Source organism: Thalassobaculum sp. (assembly GCF_040219215.1).
Lineage (GTDB): Bacteria > Pseudomonadota > Alphaproteobacteria > Thalassobaculales > Thalassobaculaceae > Thalassobaculum_A.
On sequence record NZ_JAVJSX010000019.1, the window covers coordinates 66,775 to 86,033 of the forward strand.

A 19,259-nucleotide genomic window follows, 5' to 3' on the forward strand; every position below is an offset into this window, starting at 1 on the left:
AGTTTGCTTCGGAGATCCGCGCAGACGTGCGGAGGGGACAGAATGTTCGGCAAGCAGGAAAGTTTCGAGGTCCACGCCTGTCGCGAGGACCGCTGGCAGATCGAGACGACGGCAGCGAGCCAGGCCGACGCGGAATCGTTCGCGCGCAAGGCGCTCAACAAGCCCGGCGTTACCGGTGTGCGGGTGATCCGCGAGATCGCGCAGGGCAGCACGACGCGCGAAAATGTCCTGCTGGAACTGACCCGTCAGGCGGGCGGCAGCGGCAAGATCTTCGTCAATGATATTGACGAGGCGCCGTACTGCGAACACGTCGACGAATTGTACGTCGGCAGCGGGCGGCAGACCATCAACCGGCTGTTTCGCGCCTATCTCGATAAGAACGGAGTGACGGCCAGCGAAGTCATGCACGACTTTCGCGAGTTGCGTCGGCTGATTGACGCCGACACGCTGATGACCTCCGGCGTGGCCAAGGTCGCCACCCTCCAGGCCAAAGGGCGCGACGATGTAGACATGCCGGCGCGGCGTGACGCGTTGGACGGCTTCCTGAACGAGATCACCGCCCGCGCGCGCGCCGCGTCGGAGCGCAAGCTGCCGACCATCCGGGTCGACGGGTTCGAAGGCGCGGTCGCGAAAGTGGTGGCGTCGGTCGATCCGGCGCAGTGCGATTTCCTGCTGCGGGTAGTCGCCGCGCGCGAACTGGTCCAGCAGCGATCGTTCTTCGGCAAGCTCGCCATGACAATGGACTGGGCGGAACCGACCGAGGACGACCGGGCGCGCACGCTGGTCGACACCTACATCTCCGACGTCATGGCCAACGCGGAACTCCTGCAGGACCTGCTGGGACCGCAGGCGAACCTCGGAGCCGCCCTCGGCTCGCTGATCGATCTGGCGCAGGGACGGCTCGAAACTGAAAGCGAAGGACGCCCCGAAGACTCACCGGAAGCGATGGCCGGCCGTCTGAATGCGATGCTCGGGCTCGACGCACTGCCGGACAGCAAGGCCATGCTGGTCGACCGGGTCCGCCGTCAACTCGAGGCGAAGAGTCCGCTGGCGAAAGGTGAGCCCGGACAGGAGGCTGAGGCCTTCAGCCAACTGATCGAAAAGCTCATGCCGAGCGACGTGCTGTTCGGCGGCGGGTCGATCGCCGAGGCCCTGACCCATCGCCAGTCGCGCATCCTCAACAAGGGTGGGTTGGCCGGCCTGAAGGAGGCGACCGGCACGATGCTGCCGACGCTGGCCGACCCGGTCCGCAAGGCGTCGTACCTGCTGGCGTTGTCGGAAAGCAAGCTGGCTGGTTCGATCGGGGAGGAGATCAGCCAGCACCTTGAGGGGCTCTTCGTCCAGCCGGCGTCGGTCAAGCAGATCGTCAAGGACAACCGTCCGCCGAACAAGAAGATGGAGACCATCACCACCGTCTACTACAAGGTGCAACAGTCCAGCCTGGAGGAAGGCTTCAAGGCGCGGATCAGCAATCGGCTGGATGAGTTGCTCGCCCACTACATCGTCGACGACCACATTTTGGAGAAGGTCGACGACCCGAACCGCCCGCTGCATGTCCGGGCGTTCATGCTGCTGTCGATGTGCACGCCGGAAATGCTGCCGGAGGGCAAGGCCTCGCAACTCGCCCGTAAGATCATCGTCAAGCACCTGCGCCGCCCGAGCTTCGAGACCGAACTGGTGGCCGACGTTCCGGCCGCCGAAAAAGAGCGCGTCCTGCGCGACTTCCATGTCCAGTTGTTCCGATGCGGGTTCATGCAGTAGCGAACCGCGTCGCACCGCGCCTCAGGGCGACGACGGATACCTGGTCAACCAGTCGCGAAGCTGCCGTTCCCCGATCAGGCAATCGTACCCAATGACTCGCCGGATTGGAGGCCGCGACGGCGAGATCTGGGCAATCTCCAGTACCAGCTTGCGCCGGATCGCCGCTCCGAAATCCTCGAACCCCTGGGCCGCCAGCACGAAGGCCCCTGGTCCGGTTATGACGCATGCCTCGTAGTACACATCCAGGTCCCGCAGAACCGGAAAGCCGAGCGGACCCGGCCGGTCGTTCAGGATCGCCAAGCCGTTCAACGTCACCCCGGCGACATTCGCCGCATCGCGCCCGGCCAGCACAGGCAGTCCGTTGTTGTTCGGCCCGTCGCCGGAAATATCGATGACCCTGCGGGTCCCGGCGTATCCGTTGTCACGAAACAGCGGCAAGGCGAACATCACCGCCGCACTGATCGACGTGCGTTGCCCCGAGACGATGTCGGCCGAGGCAAGCCGCGCGGCCAATGTCCGCGCTGCCGGCAATCCATCGATCAGATGCCAGCCCGCGACCAGCCGAACATGGCCGGCGCCGGCCCACTCCATATAGCTGACGGCGATCCTGCCGATCGGGCCGCTCGTGGCCGCCCGGATCACTTCGGGACTGGTCAGCGCCTGAATATGGCCCTGCCGCTGCAGCAGCGCCTCCGCAGGATCGATCAACCCCGACACGTCGACCGCCAGCACAAGCTCCAGATCGACCGCAAGGTCCGCTTCGGCGACCGCATCGCGCGCGGTCGCCAAGCCGATCAGCAACATCAACGTGCCGAGGATCCAGCGCATGGCCATGGCATTGCACGCCTCAACCACAGCACTGTCCAGGGGGATCGACGGTCAGCCGACCGTCGCGGGCCACGCAATTGAGACGGTCATAGCCGGCACCAGTGGCTCACGCCGCGGTCTATTCGCTCAGTGAGGCCAACTCGTCGACGGTCACCGGCTTGATCGGCGCGCGGATCCGGTAGTAGCCGGTCTGTGCCGGCGTCGTGCCCTGGGCCCGCGCGATCATCTCGGTCACGGTCAACCCGCACAGCCGACCCTGGCACGGCCCCATGCCGCACCGCAGATAGGCCTTGGCCTGGTTCGGGCCGGCAGTGTGACCGGCGACCGCACGAAGTTGGGCGGCGGTGATCTCCTCGCAGCGGCAGACCACCGCATCGTCATCCGGCGCCGCGATCCAGTCCGGTGCCGGGTATAGCGCGTCAAGCAGCCGCCGCAACGCCCGATCGCCGAGCCGACGCATCTGCCAGCGGGCCGCCTGGAACTCCTGGGCGCTTTCGTTCAACCGCCCCAGCCGGCGGGCCACCGCCAGCGCCGCCAGCCGCCCAGACCCTTCAGCAGCCCGTGCGCCGAGGATGCCGCCGCCATCGCCGGCGACGAACACGCCAGCCACCGTGGTCTCCCCCCAAGGATCGGTCACCGGGTGGAAGCAGCGCTGCACCGCGTGCCAGCGGTGCTCGGCACCGACCAGCCGGGTCAGTTGCGGGTTCGGCACCACGCCTTCGTGCAGGGCCAGCACATCGGCCTCGATCCGCTCCTCCTCACCCGATGCCGAGCGGAACCGTACCGCCGCTACCGCGCCGTCCGGACCCGCCTCGGCCCGCAGCCCGAAGGCATCCCGCCACACCGGTACGCCTGAGCGGTCGCGCGCGCGCAAAAGCGCCAGGCCTTTGCACAGCGTGTCGGGTGCTCCAAGCGCTGCCATCGGCACATGGGCCATCGCCGCGGTCAGCCGACCCGGCGGCGTGGTGTCGATGATCGCCGCCACCGGGATGCGCGCCGCGCGCAACTGCTCGGCCAGCAGCAGCGGCAGCGGGCCGGAGCCGGCGATCACCAGCCGTCCCGCCGGATAGATCGCCGCCTGCTTGAGCGACACCTGGACGGCACCGACGGTGGTCACCCCCGGCAGGGTCCAGCCGGGTATCGGCACCGGTCGCTCCATGGCGCCGGTCGCGATCAGCACGGTACGGCCCGATACACGCTGCGCCCGTCCATCCCGCGACCAGATCACCTCGCGCGTGCCGTCATTCGCGGTCGGGCCGATCTGCCAGACCGTGGCGCCCTGGCGGCGGTCGATCCCGCTGGCAGCGTCCACCAGCGAGGCGCCGTGGGCGTAGTCGGCGCCGAGGAATCCCAGATCGGCCGGCCGACGCTCCGCCACCCGAGCGACCGAGCGGTAGATCTGGCCGCCGGGCTCCGGCTGCTCGTCCAGCATCACGGCATCGAGCTCATGGTCGCGCGCCTCGGCGGCCGCGGCCAATCCCGCCGGCCCCGCGCCGATGATGACCAGGTCGCGGACCGCGCTCATGGCGCGTCCTCCACGATCACCGCCGGCCCCGCTTGACGGCGCACCGACATGCCCTCGGTCACGGCGACCAGACAGCCCTGTCGGTTGGGAGTGCCGTCGATCTCCACCAAGCATTCGAAGCACACACCCATCATGCAATAGGCGCCGCGTGCCGAACCACTGACCGCAGTGGTGCGGGTGGCACCGGCGCCCGCCGCCAGTAAGGCGGTGGCGATCGTGTCGCCCTCTTGGGCCTCGACCGGCTCCCCCTCGAACAGGAACACGATCCGGCGCGATCGGCCGGGATTGGGCAGTCGGGCGAAGCGCATCATGCGGAGGTCCAGGTGGAGGGAGGTTCGTGAACGGCCATGGTGAAGCGGACGAGGTCCGAGACCGCAAGGTAGGCGTGCCGACGGTCTCCGGCAAAGGTCATTCCGTCACCGGCGTCGAGATCGAACCGCCGGCCTTCGACCTCGATCGCCAACATGCCTTCGACCACATGCACGATCTCGCGGGTGCCCGACGCGTGGGCTGCGCCATCGTAGCGCTCCCCATCGTGCAGCACCCACTCCCACAGCTCCAGCATGTCCGGACCGCGGGTTCCAGCAAGCAGGCGCGCGGTGCCGCCATTGGGCCCACTCCACAGCACCGGCACCTCGTCGGCGCGCACCAGCCGCACGCCGGCACCGGAATCCTCGGCCAGCAGGTCGACCACCGCGACCCCCAGCGCCGAGGCCAGCCGGCACAAGGTCGCAATGTTCGGGTTGGAGCGGGCCTGCTCGATCTGCACCACGACGCCCTTGCTGACCGCTGCGCGCCGGGCAAGCTGCTCGTAGGAGAGCCGCTGGCCGTGCCGCAGCAACGCGACGTTGCGGGCGATCACGGTGGTCATCGCGGCGGGTTCAGTGATCGCCATCGGTCATTCCGTTGACACACTCGGTAGTTTCGATATGGATATTATACCGAAACGACCGGTTAAAGAAACGACATGACGCCTAACTTCAAGCCGTCCGTCTCTCCCGCCGTGCGCGCGCTCCGCCCGGACTTCCGTGCGGTCAGCGTGCGGGTGTTCGGCGCCGTGAACTGCGTCGAGGAACCGCAAGCGACGGCGATGCTGCGCGACGCGATCGAGCGCATCGGCGACGGTCCCGCCTGGGCCGACGCCCATCTGGCGTCCTGGGCCGAGGCCTATCGGGCGTTCGGCGCCAAGCCAAACCGCACGCCATGCTCGGCCGAGGCCCTGCGCAAACGGGCGATGAAGCAGGGTGCATTGCCCGCCATCAACGCGGTGGTCGACGTCTACAACGCCCTGAGCCTGCGCTACGCCATCCCGGTCGGCGGTGAGGACCTGCAAGCCTACGCCGGGTCGCCGCGCCTGATCGTCGCCGACGGCACCGAGCCGTTCGAGACCTCGGCCAACGGTGAGCCGGTGATCGAAACCGCCGACCCGGGCGAGGTGGTGTGGCGCGACGACTCCGGCGTCACCTGCCGGCGCTGGAACTGGCGCCAGGGCCCGCGCACCCGCCTGACCGAGGATAGCCGCGACATGTGGTTCGTGTTCGAGCGCCTGGATCCGATGCCGATGGAGGCGGTGGAGGAGGCAGCCCAAAGCCTGGTCGCCTATCTGCGCCGCTTGGCGCCGGACCTGCGCGCGGACGTGACCACGCTCGATTGAGCGTCCGTCATTATCCACTGCGTAATTTCGCGGGACACCTGCTGTCGGCATCCTCGGGCCATCATCAACGAACGCCGAGCGATGATCCGATGACCGAGCGCGCCTACACCGCCGACAACGTCACCTTCATCCTGACGTTGCACCTGAAGTCCGGCTGCGAGGAGGAGTTCCGGGCTCTGCTCACCCCGGTGCTCGACGCCATGCGGCAGGAACCGACCTTCATCAACGCCGCCCTGCACCGCGATCCCGAGGATCCGTCACGCTTCATGCTGTACGAGACCTGGGCCGACCTGGACGACGTAACCCAGGTCCAGATGCACCGCGGCTACCGCGCCGCGTACTGGGAGCGGCTGCCGGATCTTCTGGCCAAGGACCGGCAGATCCAGGTGTGGAAGCCGATACGCGGCGACTTCGCGTGAGCCGCGCCCGGCCGATTACGCCGCTGCCGTGGCCCTGAACCGATCCGGCGAGAATGCCGCGAACGTTTCGTTGAAGCCGTCGCGCAGCAGCATCGGGGCAAGGTCAAGGGCGTGGGCCGCCGCCAGGGTCACACCGCTGTGGCAGGTCACCACATAGGCGCCGGGGCAGGTCTCGGACTCGGCGTAGATCGGGAAGCCGTCGGGCGACATGATACGCAGGGCCGACCAGCTGCGCACGATGCGCGCCCCGCCGATCGCCGGCAGCACCCGGCGGGCCCGCGCCGCCAGCCGGGCGACCGTCGAGAAATCCAGCGAGGTGTCGTAGCCGACATGGTCGGAGCTGGCGCCGATCATCACGGTGCCCTCCTCGGTCTGGCGCAGCCGGGTCATCGGATGCGAGAGAACCGGCCCCAGTCGTTCGGTCACCAGGATGTGCCCGCGGTCCGGCGCCGTCGGTACGTCGAGACCGACCATCGGCCCGAGCCGGCCGTTGCCCAGGCCGGCGGCCAGCACGACCTTGCCGCCGTAAACCATCCCGCGTTCGGTCACCACGTTGTACCCGGTGCCCGCCCGCTCGATCCGCTCGACCCGGTGGTTAAGCCGGTAGTCGACCCGGTGCCGTGCCAGCCCGGCATGCAGGCCCCTCAGCAGGTACAGCGGGTTCACGTGGCCGTCATGCGGGCAGAACGTCGCCCCTACCACCTCGGGTCCAAGCAGCGGCTCGAGCGCACGCGCCTCGCCGGCATCGATGATCCGGGCGTCGTTGGCGCCGACCCCCGGTTGGTTGTGCATTCGCCGGATCTCCAGTTCCCCGGCATCCATCTCCGCCTGGTCGAGGAACGGCTCCAACCCACCGGGCTGACGCAGTCCGACGTCGACGCCCTCCTCCTCGGCAACGGCGGCGGCCAGTTCCGGCCACCGCGTAGCGCTGTTGCGGGTCCAGGCCGCGTATTCCGGCATGCCGTCGCCCTTGCCCTGGACCCAGACCAGCCCGAAGTTGCCGCGCGACGCCCGGATCGCGTCATCGCCTTCGTCCAGCACCACGACCTTGGCCCCGGCACGGCCCAGCCCCCAGGCGACGGCGGCGCCGACCAGCCCGCCGCCGATCACCACGACATCGGCGGGACCGGTCACTTCAGTCCCTCCACCTTGGCCTGCTCGGCCTTGCCGAAGCCGACCACCGTGGTGCCGTCGCCGGCCACGAACACCGGCCGCTTGATCAGCGCCGGATTGGCGGCCAGCAGTTCGACCACCGTCGTCGGGTCGTCGGCCTTCGCCTTGGCTGCGTCGTCAAGTCCTCGCCAGGTGGTGCCGCGCCGGTTGACCAGAACGTCAGCGCCGACTGCGTCGAGCCAGGCCTGGATGTCACCGGGCGACAGGCCGTCGGCGCGGACGTCCTTGAAGCTGTGTGCGGTGGACCGGCCGTCCAGCCAGGTGCGCGCTTTCTTGCAGGTGTCGCAGTTCTTCAAGCCCCAGACGGTAATCACAGGCCTGCCTCCCAATCGTCGATCATCACCAGCATCGCCTCTAGGCAATGGCCGGCCAGCAAGGCGCTGCGCTGCGGCGACCAGCCGACCTCCGGCATCGGGTTGTTGGCCGTGTCCTTGAACGGCATCTCCAGGGTCATCGCGGCGCACCGGAAGGTGTTGGCGATATGGCCGGTCGAGGTCGTCAGGTTGCCCTGCCCCGGCGCAGGCTTCGGATAGCCATGCTCGATCTGGAAGTCCGGAGTCAGGCGCGCCAACTCGCTCTTGTAGCGCGCCAGCGGTGCCAGATGCGCTTCGGTGACATCGGGCACGCCCTCGTAACCGGCGATGAAGTTGTACGGTAACGCCTCGTCGCCGTGGGCGTCCAGGCACATCGCGACGCCGGTGGCCTGCATGCGCTGCACCACGTGGAACACCTCTGGGCTGCGCTCCAGACTCGGCTCGCGCCATTCGCGGTTCAGGTTGGCACCGCTGGCGTTGGTGCGCAGATGGCCTCGGAACACGCCGTCGGGGTTCATGTTCGGAACCACGTGAACGGTCGCCTGCGCCATCAGCGCGCGGGATACCGGGTCGTACGGATCGAGCAGCCGGTCGACCAGCCCCTCCATGAACCAGCCGCACATCGACTCTCCGGGATGCTGGCGGGCGATCACCCACAGCGGCTTCGGCCCGGATCCGAAGGTCAACAGGTCGATGTCCCGACCGTCGAGCGTCGCGCCCAGCCGCTCGGCTCTGGCGACGCCACGGGCTTGGGCGCGCGCCATCAGATCCTCGTGCCGATCCAGCGAGTACGGTGCGAAATACGCGAACCAGACCGCGTCGGCGTCGGGCGTGTGGCGAATGGTCAGCGTGGTCCCGTCGTAGCCGGTCTCCACCCGGCCCCAGTGCTGGCGATCGGTCGAGGCGACGGCGCGGTAGTCCTCCCAACCCTTCGGATAGCTGGCCGCCCCGGCGTTCTCGATCGCCAGGGTCAGCGGCACGCCCTTGGCGCCGGACACCCGGAAATGGAACCACTGGAAGAAATCGGCGGCGCCATCCTTGACGATGCGCAAACGGATGGCGTCGGCGCGGTCGGCGGCGACCACCTCGATGTTGCCGGAATCGAACTGGCTGGAGATATGGATCACGACGGCTCCTCAGGCGACGGAGCGCAGACGGTAATCGCTCGGCAGTCGGCTGAAAAGCCAGTGCGGCCATGCGACCGAACCGCCGCCGGGTTGGCACGGGCCGGGCGGAGTCTGATATACGGGGTGATCATCCGACGGAGAGGCCCGTGGCCGACGCCGAACGCTTTACCGGACATGAGCACGACCACGCCCACTGCGTGGCGGACGCGCTGTCCGCTGCCGACATCGTGTGCAGCCAGCGCGGCACGCGGCTGACCGAGCTGCGCCGCCGGGTCCTCACCCTGATCTGGGAGAGCCACGCCCCGATCGGCGCCTACGAGCTGATCGACAAGCTGTCGCGAGCCCGCGAGGCCGATGGCGAAGCCGGCCGGGTGGCACCGCCGACCGTGTACCGGGCAATCGACTTCCTGATGGAACAGGGGCTTGTCCATCGCATCGAAAGCCGCAACGCCTTCGTCGGCTGCGCCCAGCCGGAGCATCCGCACCGCGGCTATTTCCTGATCTGCGAAGGCTGCGGCACCGCCCACGAACTGGAGGGTGGAGCGCTCGACGCCAACCTGAAGGCCCGGGCCCGCGACCTCGACTTCGACATCCGCCGCATTACGATCGAGGTGGCCGGCCGTTGCCCCGGTTGCCGCAAGCCGGGCGCACGCGCCGGCACGACCCATTCCCACGCCGGAGACCACGCATGACCGACACCGCCCCCTCGCCGCTCGACCGCCTGCCGGTGTCGATCCTTACCGGGTTCCTCGGCAGCGGGAAGACCACGCTGCTGAAAGCGCTGTTGGCGCACCCGGCAATGGATCGGGTGGCGGTAATCGTGAACGAGTTCGGCGAGATCGGGTTGGACCACGCCCTGATCGAGAAGATCGACGAGGATACCGTCCTGCTGGCATCCGGCTGCCTGTGCTGCACCGTGCGCGGCGACCTGCTGGACACCTTGAAGTCGCTATACAAGCGCAAGTCCAAGGGCGAGATCGCACCGTTCGATCGGATCGTGATCGAGACCACCGGCCTCGCCGACCCGGCGCCGATCCTGCACACCATGATGTCCGATGGCTTCCTGGTGACCCGCTTCACCCTCGACGGGGTGATCGCGGTGGTTGACGCGGTGAATGCGCCCTGGCAGCTCGACCAGCAGTTCGAGAGCGTCAAGCAGGTGGCCGTCGCCGACCGGATCGTGCTGAGCAAGACCGACCTCGCCGAACCCGCCGCCGTGACCGCCCTGGAGAGCCGCCTGCAGGCCATCAACCCGGCCGCCCCGGTGCTTCAGGCGATCAGCGGCGCGATCGAGCCGGCGGCCCTGTTCGACGCCGGGCTGTACAACCCGATGACCAAGTCGTCCGACGTGCAGCGCTGGCTGAAGGAAGAGGCCTACCGGGATACCGAGGGCCACGTCTACAACCGCCCCGGCGAACACGATCATAGTCACGACCATTCTCACGGGCATGACCACCACCATGGGCATGACGGGCATGGACACGACGAGCATGGCCACGGCCATCATCACCACGACGTCAACCGGCACGACGATCACATCCGGGCATTCTGCCTGACGTTCGACAAGCCGTTCGCCTGGAACGCCATCGCCCCGGCGCTCGACATGCTGGTGCAGTCCCACGGCCTGAACCTGCTGCGCATGAAGGGCATCCTGAACGTCCAGGAGGTCGAGAAGCCGGTGGTGGTGCACGCCGTCCAGCATCTGTTCCACCCGCCTGCCAAGCTCGACGCCTGGCCGGACGACGACCGGCGCTCCAAGCTCGTGATCATCGCCCGTGACCTGGAGAAGGACGCGGTGGAACGGATCCTGAATTCCTACCTGGCGCTGGAGTTCGCGTAACCGCGCAAGGTACTCAGTAGAATAGGAAATAGTCTCCGCTGAGCTGTGCGGTCGAGACGTTGGCGATGCGCAGCAGGCCCGCGAGGCCGAGGTCGATCGCCACGTCGCCGTCATCGGTGTCGGTCGCCCGGTCCATCAGGTCGTCGAATGACGCGATCCCCGTGCCGTTGATGTCGATGCGCAGGGCAATGCGGTCGCCATCCTGCAACTTCAGGTCGGCAACCGTGTCGAGGCCGCCGCCGGAATCGATGACGAACAGGTCGATGCCCTCACCGCCGACGAGACGGTCATCGCCGACACCGCCGAGCAGGATGTCGTTGCCGGCACCGCCGTCAAGCCGGTCGTTTCCCTGGCCGCCGAAGAGAACGTCGTCACCGGCACCGCCGGACAGCGTATCGGCCCCCTGGTTGCCGTAGAGCACGTCGTCGTCGCCCGCACTGCCGACACCGGACCCAGTCCCGGTCGAGACGTCGGCACCAATGCCGACCGTGAGACCGGTGCCCGGCCTGTCGGCGTCAAGGCCGACACCGACCGCTATCGCGGAGTCTCCGCTCGGAGTGATGCCTCCGCCGTTGCCGGATCCACCGACGAGCAGGTCATTGCCAGACCCGCCGAGCAGCGTGTCCCGGCCGCGCCCGCCGTCGAGCGCATCGTTGCCGTCACCGCCGGCAATCAGATCGTCGCCCAACCCGGCCACCACCGTGTCGTCCCCATCGTGCGCGACGACCAGCAGCGCGCCGGTTTCGTGCGAATAGTCGGCGGCGTCATCGACCGGCAGGTTCCAGCCGTTGACGTTGTTGCTCCCGGACACGTCCGCGATCGCAGCGTTGGTGCCGTTCAAAGCGATCACCCGTTCGAACCCAACGAACCGAACGCCGGCGGTCTCCAGCGCATCGGCGACCGCGGTCGCGTTCAGCTCGTAGAAACTGGCGTAGTGCTGGGCGAGGAAGTTGGTCTCGAACCCGGCCGACAGGGCGTACTGGTCGACGGACGGCGCTTCGATCTCGATCCGACCCTCCATGAAATGCAAGTGCTCGCGCAGGGACGACGTGGCGGCGGTGGTGAAGGACACCTGCCCGGCGTCCGGATCCTTGGCAGCGTGTTCGCCTGGATCGTAGCGGTCCGGGTTGCGCACGATGTCGCCGGCATGATCGACCTGGGTGTAGCCGTCGGGTGCCACCAGCCGGATCACGCCATCGGCGTCGATCCGGACCAGCGACGGGTCGAAACCCGGCCGCAGCGCCAGCGTCGCCGGATCGATGCCGGCCGACGCCAACGCGATCATCTGCAGATCGACGCCCTGAAGTGCCGCGAAGGCCTTGCTGTCGTACAGCGCGAACAGGTCGACCATCGCCCCGCCCAGGCTGTGCCCCGACACCACCACTTCGGTGATGCCGTTCGCCGGGTTGGACACGTAGTCCAACACCTGATCGATCAGCGGCTTCAATTGCTCGTAGTACCGCACCTGCCCCGGACCGGTTCCGGCCTCGCCGTCCTTGCCGAGATCGGCGTCGGTGCCGCGGAACACCAGATGCAGGGTCTTTCCGGCCTCCGTCTCGCGAAGCGCCGTCAGGGCCACCGCAGCGGCATCGGGGAACGGCACTTCAACGGTGCCGTCGACATGCTGGATGTGATTGCGCCACAGATCGCCGGCGTAGCTGTAGTTGCGATCCAGGCCGTTGCCATCGCCCGGCAACAGGTCGTCCGACGCCGAGACGTCCGCTGGCCGAAAACCCAGTTCCGCCGATGACAGCGTTCGCAATCCCACCGGTTCGAGATAGGCGTCGTAGCGGTCATAGGCGTTGAGGTCCCGGCGGATCCCGGCATCGCTGGGGTCGACAGCCGGCGCGTAGGCATAGAGGAAGCGGTCCGCCAGTTCGTTGGCGCCGCCGTACACGGCCCGGTTCAGCAGCACGACATCGGCCAGCACGCGAATCGCCCTGCTCGAAACGGCCCGCGCGCCTTGTTCGGCATCACCCGGTTCCTGCATCCGACCCTCCCGCTGTCCGCTGCCACGCGGCAGTGCGCACGGATCAGGAACACGCCGGTGGGATCGGCGGTTGCCGGTACGGCCTGTAACCAAACGGGGCGGAAATTGTGCCCCTTCACCAATCGCAATTGGACCGCAAGCACCGGAGCGCGGAGCCGGGCGGGAGGGCCTAGTTTCCCGGCGTCCGACACCCTGAACGACAGGTCCGCCATGCCAACCGAAACCACCCGGCTGCCCGCATCATTCAACCGCCTCGCCTGGTCCAACCTGGCCGCCCAGTCCGCCGAGCAGATCGCGCTGGCGGCGGCCCCGCTGGTCGCCGTCCTCGCGCTCGGCGCCGGGGAGGGCGAGACCGGTCTGCTGCAGACCGCCCTGACCCTGCCGTTCCTGCTGCTGGCGATCCCGGCCGGGGTGCTGGCCGACCGGATGTCGCGCAAACGCCTGATGGTTGCCGCCGAAGCGGTGCGGGCGGCGGCCCTGTTCGGCATACTCGCCTTGGTGCACACAGGGCTGCTCAGCTGGTCGCTGCTCGCCCTCCTCGGCTTCATCGCCGCCTGCGGGACCGTGGCCTACAGCGTGGCGGCACCCTCCCTGGTTCCGGCCCTGGTGCCGCAAGCGCTTCTGGGGGCGGCCAACTCCCGCATCGAACTGGCGCGAACGCTGGCCTTCATGGGCGGACCGGCGGTCGGTGGCGCGCTGGTGGGATGGACGGGCGGCAGCGCCGCCTTTGCCGCGGCCACCGGCCTGTCGATCCTCGCGGTGATGCTGCTGATCGGTCTGCGCGAGCCGGCGCGAGCCGCCATCCAGCGCCGGCGGCCGATGCAGGACATTGCCGAGGGCGCCTCGTTCGTCGCCCGCCACGCGCTGCTGCGTCCGGTGCTGATCACCCAGTTCATCTTCAACACGGCGTTCTTCGTGATCATGGCGGTGTTCGTGCCCTACGCCGTGCGGCATCTCGGCCTGGACGCGTCCGGCATCGGGTTGGTGCTGTCGCTATACGGCACCGGCATGGTGATCGGCGCGCTTCTGGCGCCGGCAATCCTGCGTCGCCTGCCATTCGGCACCGTCATCGCCATCGGCCCGGTGGTCGGATTGAGCGCGTCGGTCGTCCTGGCCGCGACGATCTGGATGCCGACGCCGCTGCTGGCGGCCCTCAGCCTGTTCCTGTTGGGCGTCGGCCCGATCCTGTGGGTGATCAGCACCACAACCCTGCGCCAGGCGGTGACGCCCCAGGGGCTGCTCGGCCGGGTGTCGTCGTTCAGCGTCCTGGCACAGGGCTCCCGCCCGCTCGGCGCCGCGCTCGGAGCGCTGGTCGGGTCGCTGTGGGGCGCCGAGGCCTGCCTGCTGGTCGCGGTCGGCGGGTTCGGGCTGCAGGCGCTGGTGATCCTGGCATCCCCGGCGGTTCGCCTGGCCCGTCAGCCGGAGATGCCGTCCGACCAGCCCGACCAGGCGGCACCGGTCCTGACAGCGGCAGTAGTGGCCCGGAACGATCGAACCTGACCCATCGGGTTCAGAACGGCAGGCCGGCGAAGCGGACCAGGTAGATCACGATCGGCAGGCTGATGAAGCCGAGAATGGTCGACTGCAGCACCGCGCCGGCCACCGCCTCCGGCCGACGGCCGTAGCGAAGCGCGAACAGATAGCTGAACACCGCGATCGGCATCGACGACTGCAGGATCAGCACCCCGGCCGCCACGGGCGGCAGGTCGAACGCCCAGGCCACCGCCGTGCCGATCCCGAAACCGATAAGCAGCCGGGCCAGGGCTACTGCCAGGCCGTCACCAAGCGAGCGGATCTCCAGCTTGGCCAGCGATACGCCAAGCGCGATCAGCATCACCGGAATCGTGAACCCGGCCAGCAGGTGCAGGGTCTTGCCCGCCACAGGAGGGATCGTCAGGTCGAAGGCCATGACCGGGATGGCAGCGGCGACCGCGTACAGCACCGGCGCGGTGACGATCGTTCGCCACGACACACGGCCGGAGGCGATCCCGATGCCGACCGTGAACTGCAGCATGATCATCATTGCGAAGAACGACACGGCGAGCGCCAGGCCGCGGTCACCGAACGCAAACAGGCAGGTCGGCAGCCCGATGTTGCCGGAGTTCGGGAACATCAGTGCCGGCAGGAACGTCCGGCGGTCCATGCCGCTCAGGTGAAGCCAAGCCAGCGCCAGCGCGCCAAATCCGCCGACCGCGACGGCGGTGGCCAGCGCCATGGTTCCGAAATCCTGCAGACTGAGATCGAGCCGGGTCAGCGTATCGAACACCAGACACGGCGTGCCGATCTGCACGGTCAGTCCGGTGATCGTCTCGCTGTCGAACGCCTTGCCCAGCTTCGCCCAGACGAAGCCTATGATGGCACAGACGAACACCGGAATGACGATGCCCAGCAGATCCAGAGCGATCACGCGATTTCCCCGCCAGCCATAGTGCGGCACCGCACCGTTTCCATCCACCGCCGTTGCGCCGACGGCCCGAGTGCGGCACATCTGCGCCCGTCTTAGCGCGAGCGGGAGTGATTCGCATGATCTTCTACCAGCCGGGCCGCCACAAGGAGCAGGGCTTCAGCCACGATCCGTTCAAGGCGGTGGTGTCGCCCCGGCCGATCGGCTGGATCTCGACCGTCGACGCCGAAGGCCGCAGCAATCTGGCGCCCTACAGCTTCTTCAACGCGATGGCGTTCCTGCCGCCGGTGGTGGTGTTCGGAACCGGCACCCACCCCGACGGCACGCCGAAGGACAGCCAGCGCAACGTCGAGGCGACCGGCGAGTTCGTCTGCAACATCGTCTCCGAAGCGCTCAAGGAGCAGATGAACAAGACCTCGGCCCACCTGCCGCATGGTGAGGACGAGATGAGCTTCGCGGAACTGGAGGGCGCGCCGTCCAAGCTGGTCAAGCCGCTGCGCGTGGCCGCCGCCCCGGTGGCGCTGGAATGCCGCTACCTGCAGACCGTCAAGCTACCGGCCTGGAACGAACCGGCCGGCAACTACGCCATCTTCGGCGAGGTGATCGGCGTCCACGTCAATCCGGAGATCGTCGAGAACGGGCTGATCGACGTGACCCGCTACCGTCCGGTCTCCCGCCTCGGCTACTTCGACTATTCGACGGTGACCGAGGTGTACCAGATGTTCCGGCCGGACTGAGCCGAGACCGGCGCCGCTAAATGAAGAAGCCGTCGTTCACGTCGGACGGGGGAACACCGACGAGCCGAACCGTGTGGTCAGCGGACAGTCTCAGGAGGGCATCTCCCTCGCTCGAGGTCTCCACTGTGACGTTAGCGGTCGTGAAGCCATCAGCAAGGATGAGGCGGTCCACGCCCGCTGCAAAGTCGGCAACGATGTCATGGCCGCCATTGGCCTCGATGACGATGTAATCGAATCCATCATCCGTCACCAAGAAATCGTCACCGGTGCCACCGAACAAGGTGTCGTTGCCGGTACCGCCGAACAGAGTGTCGTCGCCGGCATTACCGAAAACGTGGTCATTGCCCTTGTTCCCAAGCACAAGGTCGTTCCCGTCGCCACCCGAGACCGTGTCGTTCCCCTGACCTCCGAACAGGGTATCGTTCCCGCCCTCTGCCGCCATCAGGTCGTTGCTCGCATTGCCGTAGAGGATGTCGTCACCGCCACCGCCGAGGATTGTATCGCCGCCGGCACCACCGCTCAGCGTGTCACTGCCATCGGACCCGCCGATCATCTCCGCGCCGGTCAGGTCAGCAACCGTGACGTCCCCCGCAGCGATCCCCACCAGTCGAACGACGGAATTGCCGATCAGCAGAAGCGCCGTCCCATCCACGTCGGCGCTGATAGACAGTCCGCTATCGTCCGTCTGCCCGATGACGTCGTTGCCGACCTGGAAGCCCGTTATGGTGTCGATCCCGTCATCACCATCGAACCAGTACGTATCCGGACCATTGCCGCCGCTCAGCGCATCATGACCGTCGCCGCCGGCGATCTCGTCGGCACCGTTGCCGCCAAAAATCACGTCGTTCCCGCCGCCACCGGACAGGACATCCGTTCCGTTGTTTCCGAACAGGACATCGTCGCCGTCACCGCCCAGAAGAGTATCCTTGGCCTGACCGCCGTATCCGGTGTCGTTCCCGGAGCCCAGGTCGATGAAGTCCGCACCTTGGTTGCCATAGACAAGATCGTCACCCTCAAAGCTTGAGACGGTGTCGGAACCCTGAGCCGCAACGATTACGTCTGCCAGGATGGTGCCAGTGATTGACTCGGAATTTGGGTCGGACATGTCGGGTCTCCGTTGAATGCAGTTCGAACGGTGTCCCCTCTCCCGCACGACAACATCCGTGCAAACCTACGGTTCCGACCTCTAGCGTTTCTCTTCTGCCAGCGGATCCGGAACGAAGCACGATACCGGCTGCCTTACGACAACGATCGCCGGCACTGAGTTCACCTTCCGCCGCAACGGCATCGACGGACTGCCGGCAACCCGGGTTCATCGGCGACGCGCACCCGGCCGAACAGGAACGCGGCAACTGCCAGGGCCTGAATTGCCGCGGCGGTGATGAACAGCATCGGCGCCGAGCCATCCATCGCGTCAGCCGACCCTTTGGATGCCGTCTGCACCAGTCCGAACGTCACTGGCGCGAAGGCATAGGTCGCTTGGCCGATCGCCACGACCAGGGCAACGACGCGGGCGACATCGTCCTTCACGAACTCGACCTGGGCGATCAGCGGCGGCAGCGACGTGGCGTTGCCGATGCCGGCTCCAAACAGCACGACGCCGAGCAGCAGCAACGGAACGCTGGTCCCGGCCGCTGCAATCAACGTGGCCGATCCGGCGATCTGCACCCCATAGCTGGCGCACGCCACCAGCCGCCGGTCGGCGCCGACCGGCATCAACCAGCCGACCAGCGTGCGACCGCCGATCGCCGATGCCGTCGCCAAGCCCATGGCCAGTCCGGCGTTCTGCGCGCCGAGCGCCGGTACCAGCAGCGAGAACAGATGGGCCAACAATCCGGCCTGGGCAAACAGGCCCAGGGCCATCCCGGCGGCGAGGGTCAGGAACCTCCGGTCACCCCAGAGTTGCCGACCGGCAAGCGGCCGTGCATCGGGCATCGTCACCGACCGTGCTGGGGTATCCGCGGCATCGCCATCCGGGGATTGCCCCATGCTCTCCGGTGAGGAGGAGAACACCCGGTCCGCCAACACGCAGATCACCACCACCATGACGGCACCGAACACGCTGGCGGCCGTCGGGAAGCCGAACTCGGTGATCGCCAGCACCAGCAGCGGCGAGAACACCACGCCGCCGATGCTGGCACCGTTGTAGGCGCTGGCCAAAGCCGCCGGCCGGGCGCGCACGAACCAGGGCGAGATGATCGCGTTCACCGCGGCAGCCCCCATGGCGACCCACCCGGCCCCGCTGAACAGCGTTGCGGCAAACAGCTGCCATGGCGCCTCTGCGTTGGCCCAGCCAATCAGGCCGACAGCAAGTGCCATGGCACCGGCCTTGGTCACCCTCGGCACGCCGAACCGCCGGTACAGCCGCGGCAGGTTGGCGACCACGGCGGCGCCGAACAGAAAATGCACCGTCACCGCACCGGACACCACCGCCAGCGGCCAGTCGTGCATCTGCCGGACGGCGTGCAGGAAGATCGGCGGGCCATAGAAGCCGAAGCCCCAACCGAACATCGCCAGCACGAAAGTGGCCGCGACCACGCGCCACCCGTAGAACGATTGCCTGCTCGGCCTGTCGGTCATATCCGTCTCCCTGAATCGCCGTCTTGCGCCTGTGCACCGCCGGAGCGTTCTCCGAGCGGCGCGGACGCCGACGTATCGCGTGGGGACGGTCCTCGATGGTACGGTCACGGCCGAACCATCCCAGGCCGCGAACGGCGATACTGGCTGGCAACCGAACCGATGCCCGGCTGAAGGGAGACGATCGATGGTGAGCACCGCCATGTTCGCGGAAATCGCAACCCTCGCCGGTGATCCGGCCCGCGCAGCGATGCTGAACGCCCTGATGGATGGGCGCGCGCTGACCGCCACGGAGTTGGCCTCGGTTGCCGGCATCACCCCGCAGACCGCCAGCGGCCATCTCAATCGGATGACCACGGCAGGGCTGCTCGCCGTCGAAAAGCAGGGGCGCCACCGCTATCACCGGCTGGCCGCGCCGACGATCGCACAGATGGTCGAGAGCATCATGCAGGTTGCCTCGACCTTGCAGCCGCAGCGCAAGCGGGTCGCGACCGGTCCCCGCGACGCAGCTCTCAGAACCGCGCGAACCTGCTACGACCACCTCGCCGGTCAACTCGGCGTGGCCCTCGCCGACGCGCTGGTCGACGCCGGCCATGCAGAACTGGATGGCGATGTCGGGGCGATCACCGAAAGCGGGGTCAAGCTGTTCTCCAGCCTGGGGATCGACCTCGACCGCCCGACGGATCGAGGCGGTCGCAGATCAGCGCGCGTCCTGTGCCGACCATGCCTGGATTGGAGCGAGCGGCGGCCGCATCTCGCCGGCAGGATCGGTGCCGCGCTGTGCACCCACGCCTTCGAGCACAATTGGATCCGGCGGGTCGACGGCACGCGGGCGGTATCCATCACCCCGAGAGGTCAGCAGGCCCTGCGCTCGAGTTTCGGAATCACGTTGCCATAACCGCTGGATTGC

General features: G+C 67.7%; 19 protein-coding genes and 1 pseudogene. 8 read left to right on the forward strand and 12 right to left on the reverse strand.

Translation table 11 applies throughout. The features are described from left to right. Positions 1-42 precede the first annotated feature (42 nt). A complete protein-coding gene (locus RIC54_RS14460; protein WP_350084892.1) occupies positions 43-1,761 on the forward strand; it encodes a dihydrofolate reductase family protein in 1,719 nt (572 codons plus the stop codon). 21 nt (positions 1,762-1,782) lie between these two features. On the opposite strand, the gene RIC54_RS14465 is transcribed toward RIC54_RS14460, so the two are convergent. From RIC54_RS14465 to RIC54_RS14480, 4 genes are all read right to left on the reverse strand, one after another. Continuing rightward, positions 1,783-2,595: a DUF1194 domain-containing protein gene (locus RIC54_RS14465; RefSeq protein WP_350084893.1), complete on the reverse strand. Its 813-nt coding sequence runs from the start codon at positions 2,593-2,595 to the stop codon at positions 1,783-1,785. Positions 2,596-2,707: 112 nt separating this feature from the next. After that, the gene (locus RIC54_RS14470) at positions 2,708-4,114 is read right to left on the reverse strand and encodes an FAD/NAD(P)-dependent oxidoreductase (protein WP_350084894.1); all 1,407 of its coding nucleotides are present in this window, start codon (positions 4,112-4,114) and stop codon (positions 2,708-2,710) included. Beyond that, positions 4,111-4,425, reverse strand: a complete 315-nt coding sequence (locus tag RIC54_RS14475; protein ID WP_350084895.1) for a (2Fe-2S)-binding protein — start codon at positions 4,423-4,425, stop codon at positions 4,111-4,113. The genes RIC54_RS14470 and RIC54_RS14475 overlap by 4 nt, the downstream gene beginning before the upstream one ends. Further along, positions 4,422-5,009, reverse strand: a complete 588-nt coding sequence (locus RIC54_RS14480; RefSeq protein ID WP_350084896.1) for a helix-turn-helix domain-containing protein — start codon at positions 5,007-5,009, stop codon at positions 4,422-4,424. The genes RIC54_RS14475 and RIC54_RS14480 overlap by 4 nt, the downstream gene beginning before the upstream one ends. A gap of 72 nt (positions 5,010-5,081) precedes the next feature. Between RIC54_RS14480 and RIC54_RS14485 the strand changes: the two genes are divergently transcribed. Together RIC54_RS14485 and RIC54_RS14490 are read left to right on the forward strand one after the other, a co-directional pair. Next, complete coding sequence (locus RIC54_RS14485; RefSeq protein ID WP_350084897.1) at positions 5,082-5,768, forward strand: B3/B4 domain-containing protein; 687 nt, start codon at positions 5,082-5,084, stop codon at positions 5,766-5,768. An 89-nt stretch (positions 5,769-5,857) separates the two neighbouring features. Next, complete coding sequence (locus RIC54_RS14490) at positions 5,858-6,187, forward strand: putative quinol monooxygenase (protein WP_350084898.1); 330 nt, start codon at positions 5,858-5,860, stop codon at positions 6,185-6,187. Positions 6,188-6,202: 15 nt separating this feature from the next. On the opposite strand, the gene RIC54_RS14495 is transcribed toward RIC54_RS14490, so the two are convergent. From RIC54_RS14495 to RIC54_RS14505, 3 genes are read right to left on the reverse strand one after another with little or no spacing between them, the layout of a single operon-like run. Then, entirely contained in the window at positions 6,203-7,321 is a 1,119-nt protein-coding gene (locus RIC54_RS14495) for an NAD(P)/FAD-dependent oxidoreductase (RefSeq protein ID WP_350084899.1), read from the reverse strand. Next, a complete protein-coding gene (locus RIC54_RS14500) occupies positions 7,318-7,674 on the reverse strand; it encodes a Spx/MgsR family RNA polymerase-binding regulatory protein (protein ID WP_350084900.1) in 357 nt (118 codons plus the stop codon). Before RIC54_RS14500 ends, RIC54_RS14495 begins: the two co-directional genes overlap by 4 nt. Further along, complete coding sequence (locus tag RIC54_RS14505; protein ID WP_350084901.1) at positions 7,671-8,801, reverse strand: M14 family metallopeptidase; 1,131 nt, start codon at positions 8,799-8,801, stop codon at positions 7,671-7,673. The genes RIC54_RS14500 and RIC54_RS14505 overlap by 4 nt, the downstream gene beginning before the upstream one ends. A 146-nt stretch (positions 8,802-8,947) precedes the next feature. On the opposite strand from RIC54_RS14505, the gene RIC54_RS14510 reads away from it, so the two are divergent. Together RIC54_RS14510 and RIC54_RS14515 are read left to right on the forward strand one after the other, a co-directional pair. Further along, a complete protein-coding gene (locus RIC54_RS14510) occupies positions 8,948-9,493 on the forward strand; it encodes a transcriptional repressor (protein WP_350084902.1) in 546 nt (181 codons plus the stop codon). Further along, entirely contained in the window at positions 9,490-10,641 is a 1,152-nt protein-coding gene (locus RIC54_RS14515; RefSeq protein ID WP_350084903.1) for a CobW family GTP-binding protein, read from the forward strand. The genes RIC54_RS14510 and RIC54_RS14515 overlap by 4 nt, the downstream gene beginning before the upstream one ends. A gap of 13 nt (positions 10,642-10,654) precedes the next feature. Here RIC54_RS14515 and RIC54_RS14520 read toward each other — a convergent pair whose 3' ends face one another. After that, complete coding sequence (locus tag RIC54_RS14520; protein WP_350084904.1) at positions 10,655-12,631, reverse strand: hypothetical protein; 1,977 nt, start codon at positions 12,629-12,631, stop codon at positions 10,655-10,657. Between the two features lie 210 nt (positions 12,632-12,841). On the opposite strand from RIC54_RS14520, the gene RIC54_RS14525 reads away from it, so the two are divergent. After that, positions 12,842-14,131: an MFS transporter gene (locus tag RIC54_RS14525; RefSeq protein ID WP_350084905.1), complete on the forward strand. Its 1,290-nt coding sequence runs from the start codon at positions 12,842-12,844 to the stop codon at positions 14,129-14,131. A gap of 10 nt (positions 14,132-14,141) precedes the next feature. Here RIC54_RS14525 and RIC54_RS14530 read toward each other — a convergent pair whose 3' ends face one another. Beyond that, positions 14,142-15,038 (reverse strand): AEC family transporter, encoded by an 897-nt coding sequence (locus RIC54_RS14530; protein WP_350084906.1) that lies wholly within the window; start codon positions 15,036-15,038, stop codon positions 14,142-14,144. Positions 15,039-15,154: 116 nt separating this feature from the next. Between RIC54_RS14530 and RIC54_RS14535 the strand changes: the two genes are divergently transcribed. Next, positions 15,155-15,772, forward strand: coding sequence for a flavin reductase family protein (locus RIC54_RS14535; protein WP_350084907.1), 618 nt, complete (start codon positions 15,155-15,157; stop codon positions 15,770-15,772). Between the two features lie 16 nt (positions 15,773-15,788). Here the strand turns inward: RIC54_RS14535 and RIC54_RS14540 are convergent, their stop codons facing one another. The 3 genes and pseudogenes from RIC54_RS14540 to RIC54_RS14550 form a co-directional block, all read right to left on the reverse strand. Next, entirely contained in the window at positions 15,789-16,613 is an 825-nt protein-coding gene (locus RIC54_RS14540) for a calcium-binding protein (protein ID WP_350151138.1), read from the reverse strand. A 45-nt stretch (positions 16,614-16,658) separates the two neighbouring features. Further along, a pseudogene (locus RIC54_RS14545) lies at positions 16,659-16,877 on the reverse strand (calcium-binding protein); the annotation flags it as partial. A gap of 161 nt (positions 16,878-17,038) precedes the next feature. Further along, a complete protein-coding gene (locus RIC54_RS14550) occupies positions 17,039-18,352 on the reverse strand; it encodes an MFS transporter (protein ID WP_350084909.1) in 1,314 nt (437 codons plus the stop codon). 184 nt (positions 18,353-18,536) lie between these two features. On the opposite strand from RIC54_RS14550, the gene RIC54_RS14555 reads away from it, so the two are divergent. Then, positions 18,537-19,247: an ArsR/SmtB family transcription factor gene (locus RIC54_RS14555; RefSeq protein ID WP_350084910.1), complete on the forward strand. Its 711-nt coding sequence runs from the start codon at positions 18,537-18,539 to the stop codon at positions 19,245-19,247. Positions 19,248-19,259: the final 12 nt, after the last annotated feature.

Coding starts and splice junctions, on each gene's coding strand:
- RIC54_RS14470 (WP_350084894.1), bottom strand. CDS start 4,114: ATGAGCGCGGTCCGCGACCTGGTCATCATCGGCGCGGGGCCGGCGGGA.
- RIC54_RS14485 (WP_350084897.1), top strand. CDS start 5,082: ATGACGCCTAACTTCAAGCCGTCCGTCTCTCCCGCCGTGCGCGCGCTC.
- RIC54_RS14525 (WP_350084905.1), top strand. CDS start 12,842: ATGCCAACCGAAACCACCCGGCTGCCCGCATCATTCAACCGCCTCGCC.
- RIC54_RS14515 (WP_350084903.1), top strand. CDS start 9,490: ATGACCGACACCGCCCCCTCGCCGCTCGACCGCCTGCCGGTGTCGATC.
- RIC54_RS14555 (WP_350084910.1), top strand. CDS start 18,537: ATGGTGAGCACCGCCATGTTCGCGGAAATCGCAACCCTCGCCGGTGAT.
- RIC54_RS14490 (WP_350084898.1), top strand. CDS start 5,858: ATGACCGAGCGCGCCTACACCGCCGACAACGTCACCTTCATCCTGACG.
- RIC54_RS14480 (WP_350084896.1), bottom strand. CDS start 5,009: ATGGCGATCACTGAACCCGCCGCGATGACCACCGTGATCGCCCGCAAC.
- RIC54_RS14535 (WP_350084907.1), top strand. CDS start 15,155: ATGATCTTCTACCAGCCGGGCCGCCACAAGGAGCAGGGCTTCAGCCAC.
- RIC54_RS14465 (WP_350084893.1), bottom strand. CDS start 2,595: ATGGCCATGCGCTGGATCCTCGGCACGTTGATGTTGCTGATCGGCTTG.
- RIC54_RS14475 (WP_350084895.1), bottom strand. CDS start 4,425: ATGATGCGCTTCGCCCGACTGCCCAATCCCGGCCGATCGCGCCGGATC.
- RIC54_RS14460 (WP_350084892.1), top strand. CDS start 43: ATGTTCGGCAAGCAGGAAAGTTTCGAGGTCCACGCCTGTCGCGAGGAC.
- RIC54_RS14550 (WP_350084909.1), bottom strand. CDS start 18,352: ATGACCGACAGGCCGAGCAGGCAATCGTTCTACGGGTGGCGCGTGGTC.
- RIC54_RS14520 (WP_350084904.1), bottom strand. CDS start 12,631: ATGCAGGAACCGGGTGATGCCGAACAAGGCGCGCGGGCCGTTTCGAGC.